Genomic DNA, 20988 nt, shown 5'->3' on the forward strand with positions numbered 1-20988 from the left:
GGATCGGCTTTTTTTCATTGGAGGAATTGAAGTGATCAGCAGAAGACGGAAGAAGATACGCATTCGTCCTAACAAGCAGCCTGAGAAATGCAAAGGTTGTGTATGGGGCAGATGGGATGGAGTGAAGCAGTTTTGTAGTAGACCTGTTTGTTCTAAAGAGGAAAAATCTTCCTGATGTCGAATTATGATGTCGAGAGGAGGTGCTGTTAATGGGATACAGAGATATTCTAGATAAAATAACAAAGATATATCCTGAGCTTATCGATCAAGATATAGCTGATATCATCCGCTCAACAGGTACGCAACATCCCTTTTGGAAAAAAGTCGAGAAACTGGATGATGCGATAAAAGGGAAAATGGAGCAAACAAGATTGACTGAACTGTCTAAAGAATTAGGTCTACGAAAGTAATAACACATTAAGCATCCTTCGGGGTGCTTTTTCTATATCAAAACGAATCTAAATTGTTTGCAACCATAATATCCCAAAGCGCGTATATCATCTCTAGCACGTTCTAATAGTGTTAGGGGAGGTGGATTGTAATGGTTATTGTGAAAACGTATCTCCAAGAATCTAATGGATCATCTGAAAGTTGGAATGATCATGAACTTGAATTAAATGAAGCGCAAGTTGCAGCATTGTTGAGTTCTGATTTAATTGAGTATCCAAAAGCCCATTCGACGGGAACATCTTCAGTAACGGTTAAATTAGTTGGTAAGGAGTTTTCTTTGTATAACTTAAAAAAGCCTTATTGGAAACTTACATTTAGAACAGTTGAGTAATAATCCATAGAATGGGAGTGGATCATTTTGTCTAAATATTTTGATATTTTACAAAAATTCGATTCTGTTATTGATTGTTACGAAATTGTAGGTGAGTGGGAGATATGGGTTAAACATGATCACATTGGGCATCAGCTGGTCAAAATAAAAGTTAAGTTAGGCAAAGATGGGCAGTATCACTTTGACACAAGCCACTTGTATAAAGGGACTGGACAATCTGGTCCTTACAGAATGTCCAGGTCACACGGTAGTAGTGTAAGTGAAGCTTTAGATAGTGCCATGATGCAACTCTTTATGTTCTTCAAAAAAGAAGACGAGGATGCTAAATGGATACTTAATGAATTTTATTAAGAAAAAGCACCCATTGTGGTGCTTTTTCTTTTGCTCTCATATGACAGAATGTGCGCCGTTCTGAGCTTCTTTATATGAGAACGTCCGTTTGCAGGGATCAGTTCATTGAAGAGCGGAGAACAGCGTCTGAGTGAGCCTACGCATGCATATGAGGTCATCCAAACGTTGAAACCAACTCAACTTAATTCTATGGTATTATTGCCCAAAGGGATGGTGTTCAAATGGAACAGTTAATCACAATTGAGCAATTGGAAGAGTTGTCGCAGGAACAAAAGAATAATCTTAGAGATTGGTGGTATGCAAGTAATCCCGGCAGGTTTGACTTGTATGTGGTGTTGTACAAGTACGACGATGGGTTGAAGTACGAAGGGCCATTTGTTAATTCAGGAGTAAGGGATTTTGCTGAAGACTTCACTACAGGCGAAGCACTTCCTCTTCTCTCCATCGGGCAGATGATCGAGATCATAAAGTTTAAGGCTCTGAGTGAGTTTACTTTCAAACATAGTCATGATACGAGATATGACTATAACAAATGGGATATACCGCAATTTCAATTGCCTGATGGTGGACTAAGCCATTACATAATCCATCCAGAGTTGCGTGATGGCTTATGGTTGGCGGTTAAAACAGTTCTTAATTATAAGTAAATATGATTAGCGAGGACGAGCCTTTGAGCTGGTCCTTTTTTATTTCTTCATTCTTCTTGTAATCTCTCGTTGCCCGAGATACCAAAAATAAACCTTAAGTGCGACGAGTAGATCAGGCAATGTGTCACTCAGTAGAGTGTGTAAGAGTTCATAAATCATTTCGTTTGTCATGTGGATATTCCTCCTAATTGTTTTGTCAGCTTAACAATCGGAGCATCCCCCCAGATAGTTGCTGAGAGTTTGGAATTTAATTTTGAGGTGATGGATATGTATATCAGAATCGTGCCGATCGATCAGATTAATGCAGCAGCCTACAACCCCCGTGTTGACCTTCAGCCAGGCGATCCCGAGTACGAGAAGCTTCGCCGCAGCATAGAGGAATTCGGCTATGTGGAGCCAATCGTCTGGAATGAACGCACCGGGAACATGGTCGGCGGTCATCAACGGTATAAGATCATGGTCAATGAGCTTGGCCATACTGAGCTGCAGGTATCCGTGGTGGATCTGGACGATCAGCAGGAAAGGCTCCTGAATATTGCTTTGAATAAGGTTTCGGGACGCTGGGATGATGAAGCTTTGGGCAAGTTGTTGGACGAATTGCAGGACAGCGGGGCAGATTTAACACTGTCTGGCTTTGACCAGGAGGAATTTGAGGACTTAATTGCAGAGTTCGGTACTATACCTGATACGGAAATTGAAGTTCCAGTCACTGAGGATGATTTTGACGTTCAAGGTGCATTGGACAATATCAGCGAGCCTGAGACACAACTGGGAGACATTTGGCAGCTCGGCCCACACCGTCTAATGTGCGGAGATTCAACCAGTGAAGAGGATGTCGGTTGCCTGATGGATGGGGAGCTGGCCGACCTGGTAGTGACTGACCCACCTTACAACGTTGCTATTGAAAGCGACTCTGCCCGCTTGGCTGCAGATGGACGAAGCAGCATACAGAACGACGATATGCCCGCAGAGGAATTTGTGGGCTTTTTGCATGCAGTTTTTGAACGTTATGCCAGTTTGATGGGTCCGGCAGCAGGTATTTATGTTTTCCATCCCTCTTCCTATCAGCGTGAATTTGAAGATGCAATGAACGCTGCAGGTATCACGGTCTGCAGTCAGTGCGTGTGGGTTAAGAATGCTGCATCATTCGGCTGGTCACAGTACCGCTGGCAGCATGAACCTGTTTTCTATGCTCACTTAAAGAAGAAAGCCCCCTCTTGGTACGGGGATCGTCGCCAAAGCACTGTATGGCGTTCGGGGTTGATGATGGAGGGGCCAGAGCCATCGACGGTTTGGGAAGTCTCCCGCGGGAATGTTGGCAAATACGTTCATCCAACACAAAAGCCACTGGAGCTCTTGGCCATTCCGATCAAGAACAGTAGCCGACCTGGGAACACGGTTGTGGATCTCTTTGGCGGTAGCGGGTCAACGCTTATGACTTGTGATCAAATGGATCGCCTTTGCAGAACGATGGAAATTGATCCTAAGTTCTGCGATGTAATCAAGCAGCGGTACCAGGAGTCCACCGGCATTGAGCCTGTACTTATTCATCGTGTTATTCCCACGACATAATTAAAAGGAGGACGCGGTAACGTCCTCCCATCAACCCAGGGTATCCCCCGGCTGAGATAGCGGCCCGCCGCGCGCGGCATTTATCGACACCGCCGCTATCTCGTTTTCCATCATAACGGAAAGTCGGGGATTCCACATGAGAACACAAGATGAAATTTTGTTGCAGCACGAACTCGAAGTCGCCGAGGGTATCCTTGAGAGTAAGGAGCAATACAGGAAGATCGTCAAGGCATCAATTGCCCAGTGGGTGAAAGACCTGCAGGCTGGAAATATAAAGATGCAGACTGTCCAGGACCTGGAACGTCTCATTGAATTGGATATCAAGCTTCAACAGGATGATTTTTGATCTAATATAGATATTACTTTTCTATTACCTCATCTATTAGGTTGATAATAATAGTATATGTTGTAATTATTCTGGAACTTTTACTGAGCTGTTTAGTAATCTTCTCTGCTAACACTGCACATACAAGAATAACAAGAACAAGGAATACAATAAAATATTTAATCAGAGGTTCTTGGGGGTTGTATATACTTGAAATTAAACTAATTAAGCATGCTAATAGTGAGATTACTATAGCCATAATGGTTAGGAAATTTCCTATCATTCCTGCAGAGGATAACTGACTCTGGTAATAAATTTTAGCATCCTTCAAATCTTCCTCACTCATTTTGGTTGCAATCATTAATAGGTGTGTTCTAGCTATCTTTATATCTTCAGGAGTTTGAGCTTTCTTTTTCATAAAGTATTTCTCAATCTCTTTTATTCTTTCATATGACATGGTCCATGGCCTCCTATTGTTATGAGAAATTTATCGGTGTGAGTGAAGCATAAAATTAGTATATTACGGTGATGGGATGGATGGATACAACTAGCGAAATGAAGAAATTTACAATGTAACAGAATGGAGGAATTCATGTGTCCGTTAAAAGCTATCAAAAGATCATTCCGGCTACGGCCATTCAGTTTGAGGGAAACAGCTCGACACATACAGATGAGATCTTCACTTTTGTTCAGTTTCCCATTTCAATCAATCTGGCGGGAAATGTTGTAGAGCTTCGAGTGATCGTTGACCCGTTGAAACCCTTGGTGGTGCTTGTCGGGGATTATATTGTTAAGGACGCAGCCGGGACACTGAAACACATGAAGCAGGCTGAATTTGAAGCTGAATACAATGTAGTGAAATAGGGGCTGTGACGGGCGACTGTCACGGTCCTTCTTTGTTGGGGGTGGTGATGAATGTAGATGGCCAGAGTGAGAAGTCCTGAACGGGACAAGGCAAAACTGATGTGGCTGGAGAGCGGCGGGTCGATGAAGTTAAAGGACATCGCCGCCGCTCTTTCTGTTGGGGAGACTCAGATCCGAAAGTGGAAGTCTCAGGACGGTTGGGCGGCTGAATTGAATAGTAACGTTACCATTGAAACCATTAGTAACGTTACCAAACGCGGAGCGCCCAAAGGTAACAAGAACGCTGTTGGGAATCGCGGGGGAGCACCGCCAGGGAATAAACGTGCTGTCGGCAATAAAGGCGGAAACGGTGGACCATACGGGAATAAGAAAGCCGTAACCACAGGTGAATATGAAACCATTTGGCTTGATGCTTTGGAAGATGACGAGCTGGATCTCATCGATCTGATTGATACTGACCCGATTCTACAGGCTGATGAAGCCATAATGAAGTTTGAGATCCGCGAACGTAGGATGTTGCTTCGGATCAAGAGACTGACCGACGGTCTGACCGAGAGGGAACGGCGTGTTCTTTACGAGCTCAAATCAATCAAGGAAGCCATGACGGTTCATGATGAAATGACGGGTAAAACGAAGACCATTCCTGTGACACGAACGGAGCTGGTCGAATCTCAGGTAGAAGAAAAGACCTTCCGCGTAATCGATGACATCATTTCACTTGAAGAAGCGTTAACCCGTGTGCAGACTCAGAAGCTAAAGGCAATTGAGATGAAGGCCAGACTCCTGGACGAAGAGAAACGCGTCCGGATTGAGATGCTGAAACATGAGCTGATGATCAAACGCGGCGGTACTGAACCAGATAAAGTTGAGGATGACGGCTTTATGGATGCTCTGAGGGGACGAGCTGCGGAGGTGTGGGCTAAAGATGGCAACACTGAAGCTTAAACCTTCACCTTTCAAGTGGCAGCCTTTCTCTGATAAGCAAGTCCAAGTCCTGACATGGTGGATGCCTGAAAGCCCTCATCATGATATGGATGCCATCATTTGCGACGGGTCGGTTCGTGCCGGCAAGACAGTGGCCATGTCCTTTTCATACATCGTTTGGGCAACGGAAACGTTCCGGTCTGAGCAATTTGGTATGGCAGGAAAGACGATCGGTGCGCTGCGCCGTAACGTTATTGGTCCACTTAAAAGGATGTTGGCCAGTCGTGGGTACCAGGTGCATGACAACAAGACAGATAACGTTCTGACTGTATCCCGTGGTCTTGTAAGTAACCAGTTTTTCCTCTTTGGGGGTAAGGATGAACGTTCACAAGAGTTGATTCAAGGTATCACCTTGGCAGGTATGTTCTTCGATGAGGTAGCCCTGATGCCGAAGTCCTTCGTGGATCAGGCAACTGCTCGTTGTTCGGTTGAAGATGCAAAGATGTGGTTTAACTGTAACCCTGCAGGTCCGTACCACTGGTTCAAGGTGGAATGGCTGGACAATCTGATCGTTAAACGTGCCGTTCATCTTCACTTTACGATGGAGGATAACCTATCACTGTCCGAACGTGTTCGGGATCGGTACCGGAGGATGTACACGGGGATATTCTATGACCGTTTTATTCTTGGACTGTGGGTTATGGCTGAAGGCGTTATATTCTCCAAGTTCAGCGACAAGCTCCACAAGAAACCGCGTGAGTGGTTTCCTACAAAGTTTGATCGTAAGTTCCTTTGTGTTGACTACGGGGCCAACAACCCGACCACATTCCTTAAATACGGGGTCCTGGGGGATGTTTATTACGAGTTGGATGAGTATTACCACGACATCAAGTTAAAGGGAGAGAAGACGAACAGCGAATATGCCGATGACCTTCAAGGTTTTGCTGATGGTGATGAGTATGCAATATTCATTGACCCAAGCGCCAAGGCCTTTATCATTGAGCTGAAACGTAGGGGGATTAATCACATCAGGGCAGCAGTAAACGCCGTGTTGGACGGTATTCAAACCGTATCCAATCGATTTCAGAACAACGAACTTTATATTTCTGCCGACAACTCCAACTCACTCAAAGAGTTGGTTTCTTACATTTGGGATAATAAAGCCGCTCAGCGCGGTGAAGACAAGCCCATTAAGCAGAACGACCATACATGTGATGCACGGCGGTATGGTGTCCATACGGATTACCTGATGCAACGTGCGAAGCAACGACGTTCCGAAAGGGAGAACGCACCGACACCGCGGCCGAAGCGAGAACGCCCGAGACGAGGTCGGTAGAAGGGAGAAAGCATGCGAAAGGTCAATGCACGTGTGATTAAATCGACTTCAGTCAGCAAGAGCAGCAGTTCCACAGCAATTAAAGATGATTCTGGTTCAGTGGGTGATCTCATTTATCCACTCTATCGTCCGATTGATTTGATCGAGATGAGTAAGGAGAGTACCGTAATCCCCCAATGTATTGATGCATACAAACAAAATATCGCTGGATTTGGGTTTGGTCTACAGTACAAAGAGGATGATACCAAGGTCGATGAAACTTTTGAAATGAAAGAGGAGTGGGAACGTGTCAAGGATATCCTACAGTTCTTCAATTTTGATAAGCCATTCAAGGACGTATGGGCCGAAGCGATTGTGCACCGTGAACAAACGGGGAACGGGTACATCGAAATTATCCGTGATGGAACTGGCCTGCCTGCTGAAGCTGAAAACATGGAACCAGAGTATGTCAAGGTATCCAAGCTTGGAGATCCGGTGGAAGTGACCATATGGCGTAATGGGAAGCAATTCAAGCGAATAAAGAAATTCCGTAGGTATCTGCAAGAGATAAACGGTTCTAAGGTTTGGTTCAAGGCATTTGGTGATCCGCGTAAAATGTCCTGGAAGACAGGCCAGTATGGCGATGATGTTCCGCCTGAAGAAGAAGCAAACGAAATCCTGCACCTCAAAATTGGCAGCGGAGCATATGGCGAACCACGATGGATTAGCCAGTCGCCACATATGTCGGGGAGCCGTAAGGCGGAAATCCTGAATCTGAACTATTTTGATCAGGGCCGCCATGTGCCAATGGCCATACTTGTCAAAAACGGACTGCTTACAGACGAGAGCGTGAAGCAACTCGAAGAATATGCAAGTAACCTGAACGGCGTTGATCATGCGCATAAATGGTTGGTCCTTGAAGTGGAAGGATTGGACGAAGGGATTACTGAGGATGAAAAGACCAAGGTCGACATTGAAATGAAATCGTTGGCCGATATTCTCCAAGGCGATGCGCTGTTTCAGACATACGACGACAACTCGCGTATGAAACAGCAATCCGCATTCAGGCTGCCGGATATCTTCGTTGGCCGGAGCCGTGACTTTAATCGAGCTACAGCAGATAAGGCGCGAGAAATCACGGAGGAACAGGTTTTTCAACCTGAGCGAGATAGCTTGGCTTTCATCTTGAATAACATATTGCTTGAGCCATATAACCTGAAACATGTCGAAGTCTTCTTCGAAGGTCCAGACATTTCCGACAGCGAAGACAAAGCCAAGCTATTGACTGTTTACAATCAGATCGGTGGTGTGTCCCCGAATGATGTTCGGGATGATGTGGGCAAGATCCTCGGCAAAACGGTTGAACCCTTCGAAGACGAGGGAGCCAATATTCCGTTGTCTCTTAGACAACAGCAAGCGGGAAGCACATTCCCGATCGCACTGTCTAAATCGGCTGCTACTCCTTCAGAGATCGTCAGCGTATTGAAAGATTTGCGGGACGTACTGGAGGGAATGCAACGTGGAACCAATTGACCGTTTGCTAGTGTCCATTTCGACCATCGTCAAAGCTGAGGAAGGCGACATGACCGAAGACATTCCCGATTTCCCGGGACTCCAGAAGGTCCCGGACTACGTGGAAGACTTTGAATCGGCCGTTGCTAAGCTGTTACGTGGTCAGCGCAAGTATTTTGTCGATGGGATCAATACGTTCGTGGCAAAAGACGAAACACTGGATACCATCATCAATTTTGTCATGAATGATCTGTTTGCAGCGGACGAGCTTGCTGAACTGTTGGGGATTGAAGCTTCTGTCTTTTTGACACTGACTATCACGGATCTGGTGGCTGACATGATGTTTGCCATCGATAAGGACGTTTCTTTTAAAACCCTATCAGGACGCACGACCAAATGGATTAAGGAGTGGGGTGAGGATCTTGGTAAGATTATGGCCCTCAACTCACATAAAGCAGTAGAGGAAGCCCTGATCACAGCAGTGGATGAAGGCGAATCGGTTCAGCAGGCCGTTCAGCGGATCAAGGATCTTCCGCAGTTTGATCGTGAACGTGCTCGGGTTACCGCACAAACGGAGATATTGGCCGCATCGAGTCGGAGCCAGTGGGAAGCGTACAAGCAAAGCCCGTCAGTCGTTGCCAAGCGCTGGCGGCATAGTGGGAGTAAGAACAATAACCCGCGGGAAGCTCACGTAAAGATGGATGGCGATGAGGTGCCGGTAGATGATCCATTTGATGTAAATGGTCATAGCGGAGATTATCCCCGCGATCCGAAGCTCCCTCCAGGGGAGCGCATTGGATGCAAGTGCGTGATGTCACCTGTTACGGATAAAAAAATATTAGGACTTTCACCGGAGGAAAAGGAAGCTATCCGGCAGCAAGTTCTGGATGAATTGGAGGACTGAACGTGAAAATCATTGATTGTCCATCATGTTTATGGGATCACGAGAACGTTGATGTATCGTTGGTGCCTGGCGGCTTTCAATATACTTGTCCAATGACTACAAAAATAGTGATTCTGAGAGGAGGTGAACAAAGAAAATGCCAAGAGAATTAACCAACGTGGATATCACGCATATAAGTTATGTTGATAAGGGCGCGAACCAAAAACGGTTCTTCCTTACTAAATCCGCTAAGAAGCCAGATTTCCAGAAGCAAGTCAGGCTGATTGCAAAGGCAGAAGACGCGAATAAGCTTGTATATGGTGTGGTGTATGAGCCAGGAGCAGAAGATACACATGGTGATATGATGACCGCAGCTGAGATTGAAAAGGCTGTTCATGGATTTATGACCAACCTAGCAATTGCGAAAGGTGCTGTCATGGATACGCAGCATGATTTTGATCCAGGTGTCGGTGATGTAGTGGAGTGCTATATTGCTCCTGTAGATTTTGAATTGGGTGACGAGACGATTCTTAAAGGGTCGTGGGTACTCGTTACGAAAGCAAGTGATGAAATTTGGGAACAAATCCAGAGCGGAGAGATTACCGGTTATTCAATGGCCGGGACCGCAGAAACAATTGAAAAGCAAGATCAAGAGCCTGTGGCCAAGTCGGATGACGAAGCTATGGGCTTTTTTCGTACCATGAAAGCATTCTTCACGGGTGGAAGCACTGAGAAGATTGCTAAAGGCGAAGTGGCTGAAAAATACGAACGTGATCGTCGCCGTCGTGAATTTTGGGCGGCACAGGATGCGCTCAATAGTGTCATCTTCAATTGGGACGATTGGAACAGTGAAGTAGAACGCGATCCTGAAACGATCCGCGAAGCACTCCAAGACTTCATTACAATTGCCCAAGAAGTGTTGATCCAAGAGGATATTGCAAAAGCCATTGGTAAACCACCTGAAAGCATTCTTAAGGCAGGCAAGAAGATTTCCGACGGTAACATGAAGCATATCGATGATGCCATTGCTGCACTAACCGATTTGAAAAACAAAACAGTGCCTGCAGATGACGAGCAGGACGATGAGGGGGACGAAGAAGTGAAGAAAGAAGACATTGCAGAAATCGTAAAGAGTGCACTTGCTCCGGTTACTGACCGTTTGGACAAGTTGGAGAAAGGTGAAGGTGAGAATCCAGAAGGGACTACGCCGACACCGGAGCCTGAGGGTAACAGTATTGCTGATCAGTTGAAAGATGTAATGAAGGAAGCTTTGGCGCCGATTGAATCCCGTCTGGCAACTGTGGAGAAGGCCCGAGGCATTTCCCGTCAGGGCGAGTCTGAGTCTATTCATAAGGCTGACCACGATGACAATGATCCCTACAAAGGCTTGTTCTAATCCTAACTAAACTTTTAAACAATAAAGGAGACTGATTTAATTATGCCAAGCAACAGAGCAATTATCGAAAAAGCTACTATGACCCTTGCGGATCTTGCGTCCGGCGGTCGTCTGAACGATCAACAGTTTAATACATTTTACCGCCGGATGATTGCAGCGCCGACGATTCTAAATTCAGCTCGTACTGTTCCGATGACCTCTGATAGTCAAAAAATTGAAAAAATTGGTTTTGGTCAACGCATTTTGCGTCCGGGTGTAGAAGGAGAAGCGCTCTCGGAGGAACAACGTACGAAACCGACTACAGGAACGATCAAACTGAATACAGAAGAAGTTATCGCGGAGATCAATATCTCGTATGACACGATTGAGAACAACATCGAAGGCGACAATATTCGGACGACAATCATGAATTTGCTGGCTGATCGTGCTGCGCTTGACTTGGAGGAATTGATCATCAATGGGGATAAGACTTCATCTGATCCTTACTTGGCCCTGATCGATGGTGTGCGGAAGAAAGTCACATCCCACATCGTTGACGCCGAGGGCGCAGCCATTGTAAAGGAGATTTTCAAACGCGGCATCAAAGCCGTTCCGAATCAGTATCTTCGCAATCCTGCTGAATGGAGATTTTACACAAACACAGGAGTTGAACTTGACTGGAGAGACGCAGTTTCCAATCGTCAAACATCCGGGGGAGACCAGAACCTTGACGGCGGTCGCCTAATGAATGCGTATGGAGTACCGGTCAATGGTATCGCCATGTTGCAACCGTACAACGTCACTTCTCCAGCGTACACGGATGTTACGGACTCCATCCTGACGCATCCAAAAAATATCGTAGTCGGCATGAATCGTAAGATTCAAGTTGAGGTGGACAAAGATATTTCTCGCCGGGTGTTCATCATCGTTCTGACAGCTAAAATTGATGTTCAGTTGGAAGAAGAAGATGCAACAGCTAAGATCATTCACATCAAGGGCTAATAAATAAATCTAATTTGAAAGAAGGTAATGAGCAATGACAGCAGCTAAAAAGGAACAAGGTAAAGACACAGTAGAGGATACAAATCAGACACAACCGGATGCACCGAATGAACAAGGGAAAGGTGCTTCTGACAAATCCAAAGAACAATCCGTTGAGACAGTAGGCCCTCAATATTACGCAACATTGGAGCGAGGGAAGACATTTGATGTGGGCGGCATTGTCTTCAAGGTGGGCGAAGAAAAGGAAGTAACGGAGAGTTTGCATTCACGACTTGCGAATAATGCGTTGTTCTCTGTCCGGAAGGAATAGCCTATGTCCCTAATCACACCGCAGGAAATCATTGATTACACGGTGTTCAAGAAGGTCAAGGCGAGAGCCCCGCAGTTGCTTCAGATGGATATCCTGCAGGCAGAAACGGAAGTGTTTGAAGAGGTCGGTCACGATTTCAGTGATTCGACCCTTTACCCCGTTCCACCTGCAGCACGGCTTGCCCTGATCCAGTTGGCACAATATTATGCCCTGGTTAACGGCGATGAGTCGATTGCCAAGGGGATCAAGTCTGAAAGTATCGGCGGTTATTCGTACACTTTGGACAACGGCCAGATTATCAGTAAGGCGTCTATCTTGGCCATGTTGCGTAAATTCAAAGCGCAGCCGGTACAGGGTAACGTCAATATGAGGATGCGATTGTTATGAGTTTTGAGGATATGCTGACGGATCGATGCGACATCTACCATATGCAATCTGCTTCAGCTTCCCCGAGATTTGGTGTTCCTGCTGCGCCTGATCTCAAATATGGTTCACTCCCGGATGCGACAGAAGTTACATGCTTGTTCGTAGAGAAAGGTCAAACCATTAACCAGGCTGAACCAAACAACGAGATCCTTCACACATTCCTGGTCCATTTCCTTCCAGACGAAGACGTTCGAGTGAATGACAAGGTGGTATGGAATGGTGTGGAGCTGACACTGCAGGTGCCCCGGGATCTCCGGGGGCATCATTGGGAAGTCACAGCAACAAGGAGGGCTAACCTATGAGCAGGAACCGTGCAGAGATCCGCGGGCTTAATGAATTGATCAGTGGTTTGGATCAGGCAGCCAATGGTGGGTTACGACAGGAATATGCTCTGTGGCTTGGTGCAATGGGGTTCGAGTTTCTTGAGTTAATACAAGACGAGATCATCCGGACGAAGACGGTAGATACTCGGCGGCTGCTTAACAGTTTTGACAGGGGCGATGGTGATAACGTTTGGTCTATGTCTTCCGGTGGGTTACGGCTTGAGGTGGGTACCAATCTGGAGTATGCCCAATTCGTTAATGACGGCCATTGGACAACTAAGGAAGGTGTAGAACAGCGGTGGGTACCTGGACGTTGGCACGGTGATCGATTTGATTATGACGCGGGAGCAAGCACAGGGATGATGCTCAGGCGCCAATGGGTCGAAGGCACACATTACTGGGATACTGCTCTTCTGATCTTCGAAAGATTGTTCGAATCTTCATTGGAACGTCGCCTGCAGGAATGGCTGGATGCTTTACCAAGAGGCCGCCGTGCTAATAGACGAGGGGGACGCAGACGGTGAATAGTGACGTGGGGGCGATCATGGCGGCTTGCTTTCGGGTACATCCCGTACAAGTTTACACCGATCGCATGCCGCAGGACTTTGTTGTACCGTCTCTTTATTTCCCGCAGCCGATTACCGCGGACGCGCCCAGCTCCATCAGTTCGTACAGAGTGGATCGTTCATTGGCGGTTAAGGTATTTGCCAAAACGGACGAGCAAGCAGCTGACGCGGCTGAACAAATCGCTCAGACAATCAGACAATCTCGTATGGTCATTCCCATCATCGATGAGGATGGCCATAACACGGGGAAATACATGCGACTCCGCAAAATGGATTCTCGCATCATAGACGAAGGCGTTGCACAGCTCACTTTTACGTGGACTTCCCGGTATCAGTACAACCGGGTGGAATACGAGAAGATGGGCTCTTTGTTTTTAAATCAAGGAATTAGGCGGTGAAATCATGAGTGATGTGAAAGAAGAACGTACTACGAAGGCGGCCAAGGCTGCACCTGCAGAACCTCGCTTCAGCAAAGAACAGTTCTTGCAGTCGAGCCGTTATAGCAATGCGCAAAAGGACGTACTCGTGGCTTTGTTGCAAGATGGCCAGACGTACACGCATGAAGAAGTCCTACGACAGATGAATGCATTTAAATCGAGGGAGGTGCGCTAATGGCTGGAGGAATTTGGACAAGACAAAATAAGGTTCGCCCTGGCGTATATATGAATTTTGAATCTGTGGGCACTGCAACAACAGCCCTCGGAGAGCGTGGTACGGTGACCATGGCGGTACCGATGAGTTGGGGGCCGTCCAAACAACTGGTAATCGTGGAAGCTGGAGCAGATCCTTTTGATGTGCTTGGATATGACATCACAGCGGCCGAAATGTTGCCCGTTCGCGAGACGTTGAAACGTGCGCAGAAGTTATTGCTCTATCGCCTGAACGAAGGAGTTAAGGCAACGGCTACAAGCGGTAACTTGAGAGTGACGGGTATTCATGGCGGTGTGAGGGGTAACGACATCACCATTGTCATTCAATCCAATATCGATGATACGACTAAATTTGACGTTTCCACGTTGGTCGCTGGCGCAGAACAGGACAAGCAGACTGTTTCCGACATCGATGGACTCATCAAAAACGCTTGGGTAACATTCGCAGCATCCGGAGCAGACAAGGATCTCACTGCTTCCGCAGGTGTTCCGCTCACAGGAGGTACCGATGGGCCAGTAACCAATGCTGATCACACCGAATATCTGGAACTACTTGAAGTGACTGACTTCAACACGGTGGGACTGATGTCGGATGATATGACACTTAAGGCTATCTACACCGCTTTTGTTAAGCGGCAGCGAGAGAATGAAGGTAAGAAGATTCAACTGGTGGTACCGAACTACCCTACAGCCGACTATGATGGCGTGATCAGTGTTAAAAACGGCGTTGTATTGTCCGACCAGACTGTGATTGACCGGGTGAAAGCTGTTGCTTGGGTTGCCGGCGCAACGGCCGGAGCTGCGGTTAGTCAGTCTTTGACTTATGCCGCATATGACGATGCAGTGGATGTTGATGTGAAGTATACCAACACCCAGATCGAAGAGGCACTGTTGGGTGGGGAATTCCTGTTCACGGCAAGCCGGGGTCGTGCCATTGTGGAACAAGACATTAACACCTTCCGGACGTATACCCTGACCAAGGGGGCAGAACGTTCCAAGAACCGGGTTATCCGGGTGTTGGATGGCTTAGCTAACGATTTCAAGGACACATTCGAGCTATACTACATTGGCAAAACGGACAATTCCGCAGATGGTCGCAATTTGTTCCGTTCTGCCTTGACCAACATTGTAAACAGCTATCAGGGATTCGGCGCTATCCAGAATTTTAATAGTCAAACGGATGTGTCTGTTCTGGCTGGAGAAGCCAAGGATGCTATATTCGTCGAACTGGACATCCAACCAGTGGATAGTATCGAGAAAATTTATATGAGAGTGCGGGTGAAGTAATCTATGCCAGGATATTTGAAGGCGCAGGATGCCATCTCAGGGCAGGAAGGCCGAGCTTTCGCTACAATTAACGGCGTTGCAGAAGAAATGTTCTATGTGAAGACGCTTGAAGCCACAGTTGAGAAGCAGAAGGCTGAGATTAAGACACTGGGTCGTCGTGGTGTACAACACAAAGCAACGGGCTGGTCTGGTTCGGGGTCGATGACTATTTACTACACCACATCCCGTTATCGTCAGCTGATGCTGGAATATATGAAAAATGGTAAGGATACGTATTTTGATATTCAAATCACGAATGACGACCCCACTTCCAGCATTGGTGAGCAAACGGTGGTGCTAAAAGGCGTTAACTTGGACAGCGTGGTTATTGCCAAGTTGGACACCGAGGCAGATGCGTTGGATGAAGAGGTTAGTTTCACGTTTGACGATGTTGATATGCCAAATACATTTACTGCCCCGACATTGGGTTAACAAAATTTAAATTGAAGTGGAGAGATTGAACAATGAGTAAGAATATGGCGTTTTTCATGAAAGGGCAGGCAGCTGAGGTTAAAGAAGAGGAAGTCATTATCACTCAGCGTTATAAAGATGAAAAGGGAAAGGTTATCCCGTTTATCATGAAGGCCTTGGGGACAACCCGGATTGACGAGTTGGAAACGGAATGCACCAAACCGGAAATTAAGAAGGGTAAGAAAGTTGGGGAAAAGCTTGACGGCAAACGGTTGTCCCTCCGGATTGCCATTGAGTCAACGTTGTACCCTGACTTTAGAGATGCTGAATTGCTCAAGTCATACGGTCTGACCGATCCTGTTGATTTGGCTAAGGCCGTCCTGTCTGTAGGTGGAGAATATATGGAATGGATGCAGGAATCCAATCGGATCAACGGTTTTGACGAATCCGAAGATGAACTGATCGATGACGTAAAAAACTAATCAAGTCCGATGATCGGGATGCCGTATACGCCCACTATGCCCTGCATAAGCTGCATATCTTGCCGCAGGATCTATGGGGGATGGACCCGTACCATCGGGCTTTTATTTACGGCTCAATCGATCAGTATCTTACTGATCAAGAACGAGAAAATAAGAAACGTAAGTAAGGGGCCGGTGGGCCCCCTTTTTTGCGTAGGAAGGAAGATGTGAATGGCAACGTTAACGGCGTTGTTTGATATCCGAGACCGTATAAGTAATCGCGTTAGGCAAATGGGCGGAAATTTTCAGCGACTGAGGGATACTATAAACCAAGTGCAACGGCGGGTTGAATCGTTATCGCGTACCAGGGCGATTATTCAAACTCGGCTACGCGATAATGCAACGCGGGGGCTAAATCGGATCAGGGATCTGCAAAACTATCTGAATCGGCGTGCCACGGTTATTCGGACAGCTATCCGAGATCGGGCCAGTCGAGGTTTAACACGGCTCAGACGCTTGGCTGAAGATATTCGTCGCAGACCAGTAACGGTTGCAGCTCGTGTCAGAGACTGGGCTACTAGAGCCCTTAATGATTTAGCCGCACGAGTACCGCGTATAAGTCGCCTGGTTGCTGTAATCAGTACACGATTGCGTGATGAAGCATCAGCCGGATTGGTTCGGATCAGGGCGACCATGGCTTATCTTAGATGGCGCAGAGCTGTATTGAGGACACATTTGAGAGATATGGCGACCCGGGGACTTGTACGCATACGTCGTTTAGGTGATTCGATTCATCGGAGAGCGGTAGTTGTCGGAACCAAACTGAGGGATCTGGCAACACGGGGGTTAACCCGTATTCGTTCACTTGCAACGGCACTCGGATCGTATACAGCAACTCTGCGCACTCGTTTACGTGATGCTGCAACCAGGGGACTGACGCGGTTGCGTTCATTGGCCCGTAACCTTAACAGTATGAGAGTGACTTTACAAACAAAGGTACGTGACGTGGCTACCCGTGCGTTACATAAGGTGCGTGCTTTAGCCCTTCGAGTGGGAGCTATTACTGCGACAGTAGTTGTGAAAGTCAAAGACTTGGCTACTCGTGCTATGGCTCGTATCGAGAGTGCCGCAGCGGGGATCCAAAACCGTATGTTTAGCCTGGGGGCAGCAGTCGGTGGTACCGCCATCCTTGCACAAGGTGCAAATGCATTTGAGACTGACGCAAGGGCATCAGCAATCAGCGGTATCAGCCAACCTCAGGTTACATCTATGACGGATCAAATTTATTATGGCGAAAACATCGGCACCGAACGTTCTGGGGTTGCTCAGTCTCTCGTTGATTTCGCTCAGCAGACTAATCTCCAAGGAAAGGCACTTCAAGAAGCCGCCAAAACATCAGCCATGTTTGCGCAGTTGTATGGTAAAGACATACCTGAGGTTGACCGTGCTTTTGCATCGGCATATAAAAACCAACTCGGCAGCATGAGCGAGATTGGCGATGTGTCTGCCTATGTCATCAAGAACGCAGGGGACCAATATGATGACTACCTTGATACGATCAATGAATACAGTTCTACGTTTAAGGACCTGCAGCTTAACATGGGTCAGGTAGGTTCGGCATTTGTCGCCGCCGTTCAAGCTGGTGGCCGGAATTTCGATGAACCTGCAGATATGTTCCGTGAATTCAACATTCGTAGGAATGAATTGACGGACAACCAGATTACAGCTATGGCTAAAGTGCTCGGCAAGGCCCGTACTAGGGAACTTTACAAGTCTATGGATGCGGGAACGTTATCCGGACAACAGGTTATGTTTGAATTTGCTACAGCCTTGTCCAAAATACCGAGCGAAGCCCAACGTGCCTTGTACGCAACTGAACTACTCGGTACCAAGTACGAGGACATCAAGGAGCCGGTATTGGCCGCAGCTCGTGCTATCAATGAGCCAATCGAAGCCAGCAAAGAACTGGAGAAACAATTCACATCGATGCGGGAAAACAATCCCATGACACCTATCAACGATGCAAGTCGTACCCTCGGCAAGACACTTAAGACTATAGGGCAATCAGTGATAACCGCAGTTACTCCAGCGTTCATTGAGCTCAACAAATGGGCATCCTCACCCGAAGGACAAAAATCGATAGCCAAGTTTACCGAAAGTGTAGCTGAACTGTCGGGCGAACTTGCCAATGGGTTGTCCAAAGGCATCCAATGGGTGATTGAAAACTGGGACACTTTACTGCCCATCCTGAAGGTTGTAGGTGCAGCATTTTTAGGTGTCTATGGTGCTGCGAAAGGATATCAGGTATTCAAAGTAGCAAGTCCGGTGTTCAAGGGATTGTGGAAGGTGCTCAAGGTCGTATGGAGTGTATTGAAATGGGTAGGAAGTGCACTGCTTTGGTTGGGTAGAGGATTTGTAACGGTCCTCAAATGGGCAAAACCATTCTTGCCTTGGATCGGTCGTGTAGCCGGTGGGTTGGTGCGGTTTATACCTGTCATCGGATGGGTTATAACCGCACTTGGTTTGCTCTGGGCAGCCTGGAAGAACTGGGATACGATTAAAAGTGTTGTTTCATCGGCTTTCGAAGGAGCCAAAGATATTGTTGCACGTGGCGTTAACGCAATTATAAAAAGTGTGAATTGGTTAATTGAGAAACTGAATGGTTTAGGAGATGTGTTCGGATATAACATACCTACAATTCAATTAATAGAAACTCAAGCAATGCGCGAAACCAATAAAAAAGCAGTTTCCACTCTGACTGGTGGTGGTAAAACGCCAAGCAGTCCTATGATGAGTGGAAAGGCTGCGCCAGTCTCATCCTTTCCAAATCTTATTAAAAGCTTCACTCCTAAAACTATTGACGAGCCAAGTCACGCTAAGGGGATTTCCAACATCCCATATGACAATTACAAGGCCAACCTTCATAAAGGTGAAACCGTTCTGCCACGCGAAGAAGCGGAACTGATCCGTGGTATGGCAGCTTCGGGTGGAAGTCAGGCTTCTGCACCTGCAGCAGCGCCAATCAGCATTAATATCACAGGTGACAACCATTACTCCAACGATATGGACGCTAATAAAGTAGTTCGTGTGATCAAAAAGGCATTGCAAGAAGAATTGAATCTTGGACCACAGGGGGTGCAATTCGTATGAGTCGGAGCCGTGAAATTTGGCTATCATGGAACAACAACGCTGAGCGGTTGCGCCTGCCGGTCAATCCGCCCGATATCACAATCGGAAACGCCAGCCAAACGACGACCGTTGATGTGGCCGGGATCGGTGAAGTGGCCATTATCAATGATCCGGTTCTCAAGACGTTCGAGTTCAGTAGCTTCTTTCCCGCTACTTGGGGGCCATATTGCGAATATGAGGATATTCCGAACCCTAAACAAGCAGTGGCCATGATCGAAAAGTGGAAGGCATCAAATAAACCGATCCGTTTCCTTGTCTCTGGTACCGCTTGGAATTTCGCGGCAACGGTTGAAGACTTTGTTTACCGGGAAGAAGGCGGAGACGTCCAAACGATTTATTATGACTTATCTCTTAGGGAATACAAATTCGTGACGATTCGTAAGCTTGATACCTCCAAAAAGGCCAGTAATGGAACCACGAAGGTGACCACGAGCAGCACGGCGGCACGACCCAGTACAAAGACGACACCAGCCAGTTACACGGTGAAGTCTGGCGACAGCTTATGGAAGATCGCACAAGCAAACGGAACAACGTGGCAGAAGCTTGCTGAACTGAACAAAATCAAAGCGCCATACTCTATTAAGCCAGGGCAGGGGCTGAAGCTGAAATGATGGATCTGTTTGTTGTTAGAAGCAATGGAACGTATGAGTTGCCTGTTCAGGATGTGGAATGGTCTGGCCAAAAGTTGAAAGCCCCCCGAACCCTTACGGCGACTATCCTATCCACGACGCGGGGGATGCATCGAAAACAGCCAGTGGATGTGGGGGATCAGTTGTTATTCAAGTGGAAAGGTGAGGAACTTTTCCGAGGAACTGTTTTTACCAAGGATCGCACCAAGAGTGGCAGCCTGGCTTTAACAGCCTATGACGATCTAGTGTACCTTACCAAATCTGAGGACAAATACGTATTTACCGGGAAAACGTTGGGTGAGATAGTCCGGCGTATTTGTGGTGATTTCGGTATCCCGATCGGCAAGATAGCAGACACGCCGCATAAGCTTACCCGCATTCTTCAGGGGACGTTGTTTGATATGATCTTGACTGCAATAAGCCTGACATATAAGCACACCCGCGTTAAATACTACTTGTATTCCGAGAAGGGCAAGCTTCACCTGACCAAGCGCGTGGATCTCGCACATAAATGGGTGATCGAGGACGGGGCTAACCTGGTGGATTATTCATTCGCGCAGTCGATTGAGGATACCTATACTCAAGTTAAATTGACGTCTACAACCAATACGACCATTGAAACCAAGGTCAAAAAGGGTAAAAAGGAAACGATCCAAAAGAAAAAGGTCAGTGCTACTCATATTGCGAAGGTGGATAACCCAACGACTAAAAAGCGGTTCGGTACACTCCAATATTACGAGGAAGTGTCTGACGAGCTGAACAAGGCGCAGCTGATGCAACGCGCAACATCCATGATGATGGAGAAAGGCAAGATAGGCGAGACCTTCAGCATCGATGCGCTCGGTATTGCACCTGTGATCTCTGGATCTGCAGTATATGTAATAGCCAAAGAGCTCGGCGTAAGCCGGGCTTTTTATGTTGATGAGGATAACCATTCCTTTAGCGGTAACGAACATATGATGTCTCTTACGTTGACCAAGACCGATGATCTGCCAGATATCGACGTGACTGTCGAACCAGAGGAAAGTGATTCTGACAAAGATAAGGACAAAGACAAGTCCAAGAAGAAAGACAGCAAGAAAAAGAGCAAGGAAGATGAAGACAAAGAGTTTGCGGAACAGCTTCGCAAGGAAATTTTGGGGTGAT

At 47.0% G+C, this 20988-nt stretch carries 26 protein-coding genes; 25 read left to right on the forward strand and 1 reads right to left on the reverse strand.

The features are described 5' to 3' along the window. Positions 1–209 precede the first annotated feature (209 nt). The 6 genes from BS614_RS04150 (at position 210) to BS614_RS04175 (ending at position 3697) form a co-directional block, all read left to right on the forward strand. Positions 210–410, forward strand: a complete 201-nt coding sequence (locus tag BS614_RS04150; protein WP_074093003.1) for a hypothetical protein — start codon at positions 210–212, stop codon at positions 408–410. A 131-nt stretch (positions 411–541) separates the two neighbouring features. After that, positions 542–781, forward strand: a complete 240-nt coding sequence (locus BS614_RS04155) for a hypothetical protein (protein WP_074093004.1) — start codon at positions 542–544, stop codon at positions 779–781. A 27-nt stretch (positions 782–808) separates the two neighbouring features. After that, positions 809–1132, forward strand: a complete 324-nt coding sequence (locus BS614_RS04160; RefSeq protein ID WP_074093005.1) for a hypothetical protein — start codon at positions 809–811, stop codon at positions 1130–1132. Positions 1133–1353: 221 nt separating this feature from the next. Next, positions 1354–1779, forward strand: a complete 426-nt coding sequence (locus BS614_RS04165; protein WP_074093006.1) for a hypothetical protein — start codon at positions 1354–1356, stop codon at positions 1777–1779. Between the two features lie 267 nt (positions 1780–2046). After that, positions 2047–3351, forward strand: a complete 1305-nt coding sequence (locus tag BS614_RS04170; RefSeq protein ID WP_074093007.1) for a site-specific DNA-methyltransferase — start codon at positions 2047–2049, stop codon at positions 3349–3351. Positions 3352–3487: 136 nt separating this feature from the next. Then, positions 3488–3697 (forward strand): hypothetical protein, encoded by a 210-nt coding sequence (locus BS614_RS04175; RefSeq protein WP_074093008.1) that lies wholly within the window; start codon positions 3488–3490, stop codon positions 3695–3697. 13 nt (positions 3698–3710) lie between these two features. Here the strand turns inward: BS614_RS04175 and BS614_RS04180 are convergent, their stop codons facing one another. After that, entirely contained in the window at positions 3711–4133 is a 423-nt protein-coding gene (locus tag BS614_RS04180; protein ID WP_074093009.1) for a hypothetical protein, read from the reverse strand. 137 nt (positions 4134–4270) lie between these two features. Between BS614_RS04180 and BS614_RS04185 the strand changes: the two genes are divergently transcribed. The 19 genes from BS614_RS04185 (at position 4271) to BS614_RS04275 (ending at position 20987) form a co-directional block, all read left to right on the forward strand. Next, positions 4271–4540: a hypothetical protein gene (locus BS614_RS04185; RefSeq protein WP_074093010.1), complete on the forward strand. Its 270-nt coding sequence runs from the start codon at positions 4271–4273 to the stop codon at positions 4538–4540. A 57-nt stretch (positions 4541–4597) separates the two neighbouring features. After that, a complete protein-coding gene (locus tag BS614_RS04190; protein WP_074093011.1) occupies positions 4598–5485 on the forward strand; it encodes a phage terminase small subunit-related protein in 888 nt (295 codons plus the stop codon). Next, complete coding sequence (locus BS614_RS04195; RefSeq protein WP_084174386.1) at positions 5466–6800, forward strand: PBSX family phage terminase large subunit; 1335 nt, start codon at positions 5466–5468, stop codon at positions 6798–6800. Before BS614_RS04190 ends, BS614_RS04195 begins: the two co-directional genes overlap by 20 nt. A gap of 12 nt (positions 6801–6812) precedes the next feature. Next, the gene (locus BS614_RS04200) at positions 6813–8312 is read left to right on the forward strand and encodes a phage portal protein (RefSeq protein WP_074093012.1); all 1500 of its coding nucleotides are present in this window, start codon (positions 6813–6815) and stop codon (positions 8310–8312) included. Next, positions 8299–9195: a phage minor head protein gene (locus BS614_RS04205; protein ID WP_074093013.1), complete on the forward strand. Its 897-nt coding sequence runs from the start codon at positions 8299–8301 to the stop codon at positions 9193–9195. Before BS614_RS04200 ends, BS614_RS04205 begins: the two co-directional genes overlap by 14 nt. 136 nt (positions 9196–9331) lie before the next feature. Continuing rightward, positions 9332–10570, forward strand: coding sequence for an XkdF-like putative serine protease domain-containing protein (locus tag BS614_RS04210; protein WP_074093014.1), 1239 nt, complete (start codon positions 9332–9334; stop codon positions 10568–10570). 42 nt (positions 10571–10612) lie between these two features. Beyond that, complete coding sequence (locus tag BS614_RS04215; RefSeq protein WP_074093015.1) at positions 10613–11551, forward strand: phage major capsid protein; 939 nt, start codon at positions 10613–10615, stop codon at positions 11549–11551. Positions 11552–11585: 34 nt separating this feature from the next. Beyond that, positions 11586–11861, forward strand: a complete 276-nt coding sequence (locus BS614_RS04220) for a hypothetical protein (RefSeq protein ID WP_074093016.1) — start codon at positions 11586–11588, stop codon at positions 11859–11861. Between the two features lie 3 nt (positions 11862–11864). Beyond that, entirely contained in the window at positions 11865–12248 is a 384-nt protein-coding gene (yqbG, locus tag BS614_RS04225) for a protein YqbG (RefSeq protein WP_074093017.1), read from the forward strand. Then, positions 12245–12589 (forward strand): DUF3599 family protein, encoded by a 345-nt coding sequence (locus BS614_RS04230; RefSeq protein ID WP_074093018.1) that lies wholly within the window; start codon positions 12245–12247, stop codon positions 12587–12589. The genes yqbG and BS614_RS04230 overlap by 4 nt, the downstream gene beginning before the upstream one ends. Beyond that, entirely contained in the window at positions 12586–13134 is a 549-nt protein-coding gene (locus BS614_RS04235; RefSeq protein WP_074093019.1) for an HK97 gp10 family phage protein, read from the forward strand. Before BS614_RS04230 ends, BS614_RS04235 begins: the two co-directional genes overlap by 4 nt. Further along, positions 13131–13574: a phage tail terminator family protein gene (locus BS614_RS04240; RefSeq protein WP_074093020.1), complete on the forward strand. Its 444-nt coding sequence runs from the start codon at positions 13131–13133 to the stop codon at positions 13572–13574. Before BS614_RS04235 ends, BS614_RS04240 begins: the two co-directional genes overlap by 4 nt. A gap of 4 nt (positions 13575–13578) precedes the next feature. Continuing rightward, positions 13579–13788: a hypothetical protein gene (locus BS614_RS04245; RefSeq protein ID WP_074093021.1), complete on the forward strand. Its 210-nt coding sequence runs from the start codon at positions 13579–13581 to the stop codon at positions 13786–13788. Further along, the gene (locus BS614_RS04250) at positions 13788–15113 is read left to right on the forward strand and encodes a phage tail sheath family protein (RefSeq protein ID WP_074093022.1); all 1326 of its coding nucleotides are present in this window, start codon (positions 13788–13790) and stop codon (positions 15111–15113) included. The genes BS614_RS04245 and BS614_RS04250 overlap by 1 nt, the downstream gene beginning before the upstream one ends. Before the next feature lie 3 nt (positions 15114–15116). Then, the gene (locus BS614_RS04255; protein WP_074093023.1) at positions 15117–15584 is read left to right on the forward strand and encodes a phage tail tube protein; all 468 of its coding nucleotides are present in this window, start codon (positions 15117–15119) and stop codon (positions 15582–15584) included. Positions 15585–15616: 32 nt separating this feature from the next. Then, a complete protein-coding gene (locus tag BS614_RS04260) occupies positions 15617–16045 on the forward strand; it encodes a phage tail assembly chaperone (RefSeq protein ID WP_074093024.1) in 429 nt (142 codons plus the stop codon). A gap of 210 nt (positions 16046–16255) precedes the next feature. Beyond that, positions 16256–19174 carry a phage tail tape measure protein gene (locus BS614_RS04265; protein ID WP_074093025.1) on the forward strand — a complete coding sequence of 973 codons (2919 nt, stop codon included), beginning with the start codon at positions 16256–16258 and terminating at the stop codon, positions 19172–19174. Beyond that, the gene (locus tag BS614_RS04270; RefSeq protein WP_074093026.1) at positions 19171–19824 is read left to right on the forward strand and encodes a LysM peptidoglycan-binding domain-containing protein; all 654 of its coding nucleotides are present in this window, start codon (positions 19171–19173) and stop codon (positions 19822–19824) included. Before BS614_RS04265 ends, BS614_RS04270 begins: the two co-directional genes overlap by 4 nt. Then, entirely contained in the window at positions 19821–20987 is a 1167-nt protein-coding gene (locus tag BS614_RS04275; RefSeq protein ID WP_074093027.1) for an XkdQ/YqbQ family protein, read from the forward strand. The genes BS614_RS04270 and BS614_RS04275 overlap by 4 nt, the downstream gene beginning before the upstream one ends. Position 20988: the final 1 nt, after the last annotated feature.

Origin of the sequence: Paenibacillus xylanexedens (assembly GCF_001908275.1) — a bacterium.
GTDB lineage: Bacteria > Bacillota > Bacilli > Paenibacillales > Paenibacillaceae > Paenibacillus > Paenibacillus xylanexedens_A.

Coding starts and splice junctions, on each gene's coding strand:
- BS614_RS04190 (WP_074093011.1), top strand. CDS start 4,598: ATGGCCAGAGTGAGAAGTCCTGAACGGGACAAGGCAAAACTGATGTGG.
- BS614_RS04220 (WP_074093016.1), top strand. CDS start 11,586: ATGACAGCAGCTAAAAAGGAACAAGGTAAAGACACAGTAGAGGATACA.
- BS614_RS04200 (WP_074093012.1), top strand. CDS start 6,813: ATGCGAAAGGTCAATGCACGTGTGATTAAATCGACTTCAGTCAGCAAG.
- BS614_RS04195 (WP_084174386.1), top strand. CDS start 5,466: ATGGCAACACTGAAGCTTAAACCTTCACCTTTCAAGTGGCAGCCTTTC.
- BS614_RS04210 (WP_074093014.1), top strand. CDS start 9,332: ATGCCAAGAGAATTAACCAACGTGGATATCACGCATATAAGTTATGTT.
- BS614_RS04175 (WP_074093008.1), top strand. CDS start 3,488: ATGAGAACACAAGATGAAATTTTGTTGCAGCACGAACTCGAAGTCGCC.
- BS614_RS04260 (WP_074093024.1), top strand. CDS start 15,617: ATGAGTAAGAATATGGCGTTTTTCATGAAAGGGCAGGCAGCTGAGGTT.
- BS614_RS04170 (WP_074093007.1), top strand. CDS start 2,047: ATGTATATCAGAATCGTGCCGATCGATCAGATTAATGCAGCAGCCTAC.
- BS614_RS04270 (WP_074093026.1), top strand. CDS start 19,171: ATGAGTCGGAGCCGTGAAATTTGGCTATCATGGAACAACAACGCTGAG.
- BS614_RS04230 (WP_074093018.1), top strand. CDS start 12,245: ATGAGTTTTGAGGATATGCTGACGGATCGATGCGACATCTACCATATG.
- BS614_RS04180 (WP_074093009.1), bottom strand. CDS start 4,133: ATGTCATATGAAAGAATAAAAGAGATTGAGAAATACTTTATGAAAAAG.
- BS614_RS04245 (WP_074093021.1), top strand. CDS start 13,579: ATGAGTGATGTGAAAGAAGAACGTACTACGAAGGCGGCCAAGGCTGCA.
- BS614_RS04265 (WP_074093025.1), top strand. CDS start 16,256: ATGGCAACGTTAACGGCGTTGTTTGATATCCGAGACCGTATAAGTAAT.
- BS614_RS04255 (WP_074093023.1), top strand. CDS start 15,117: ATGCCAGGATATTTGAAGGCGCAGGATGCCATCTCAGGGCAGGAAGGC.
- BS614_RS04165 (WP_074093006.1), top strand. CDS start 1,354: ATGGAACAGTTAATCACAATTGAGCAATTGGAAGAGTTGTCGCAGGAA.
- BS614_RS04150 (WP_074093003.1), top strand. CDS start 210: ATGGGATACAGAGATATTCTAGATAAAATAACAAAGATATATCCTGAG.
- BS614_RS04215 (WP_074093015.1), top strand. CDS start 10,613: ATGCCAAGCAACAGAGCAATTATCGAAAAAGCTACTATGACCCTTGCG.
- BS614_RS04250 (WP_074093022.1), top strand. CDS start 13,788: ATGGCTGGAGGAATTTGGACAAGACAAAATAAGGTTCGCCCTGGCGTA.
- BS614_RS04275 (WP_074093027.1), top strand. CDS start 19,821: ATGATGGATCTGTTTGTTGTTAGAAGCAATGGAACGTATGAGTTGCCT.
- BS614_RS04155 (WP_074093004.1), top strand. CDS start 542: ATGGTTATTGTGAAAACGTATCTCCAAGAATCTAATGGATCATCTGAA.
- BS614_RS04235 (WP_074093019.1), top strand. CDS start 12,586: ATGAGCAGGAACCGTGCAGAGATCCGCGGGCTTAATGAATTGATCAGT.
- yqbG (WP_074093017.1), top strand. CDS start 11,865: ATGTCCCTAATCACACCGCAGGAAATCATTGATTACACGGTGTTCAAG.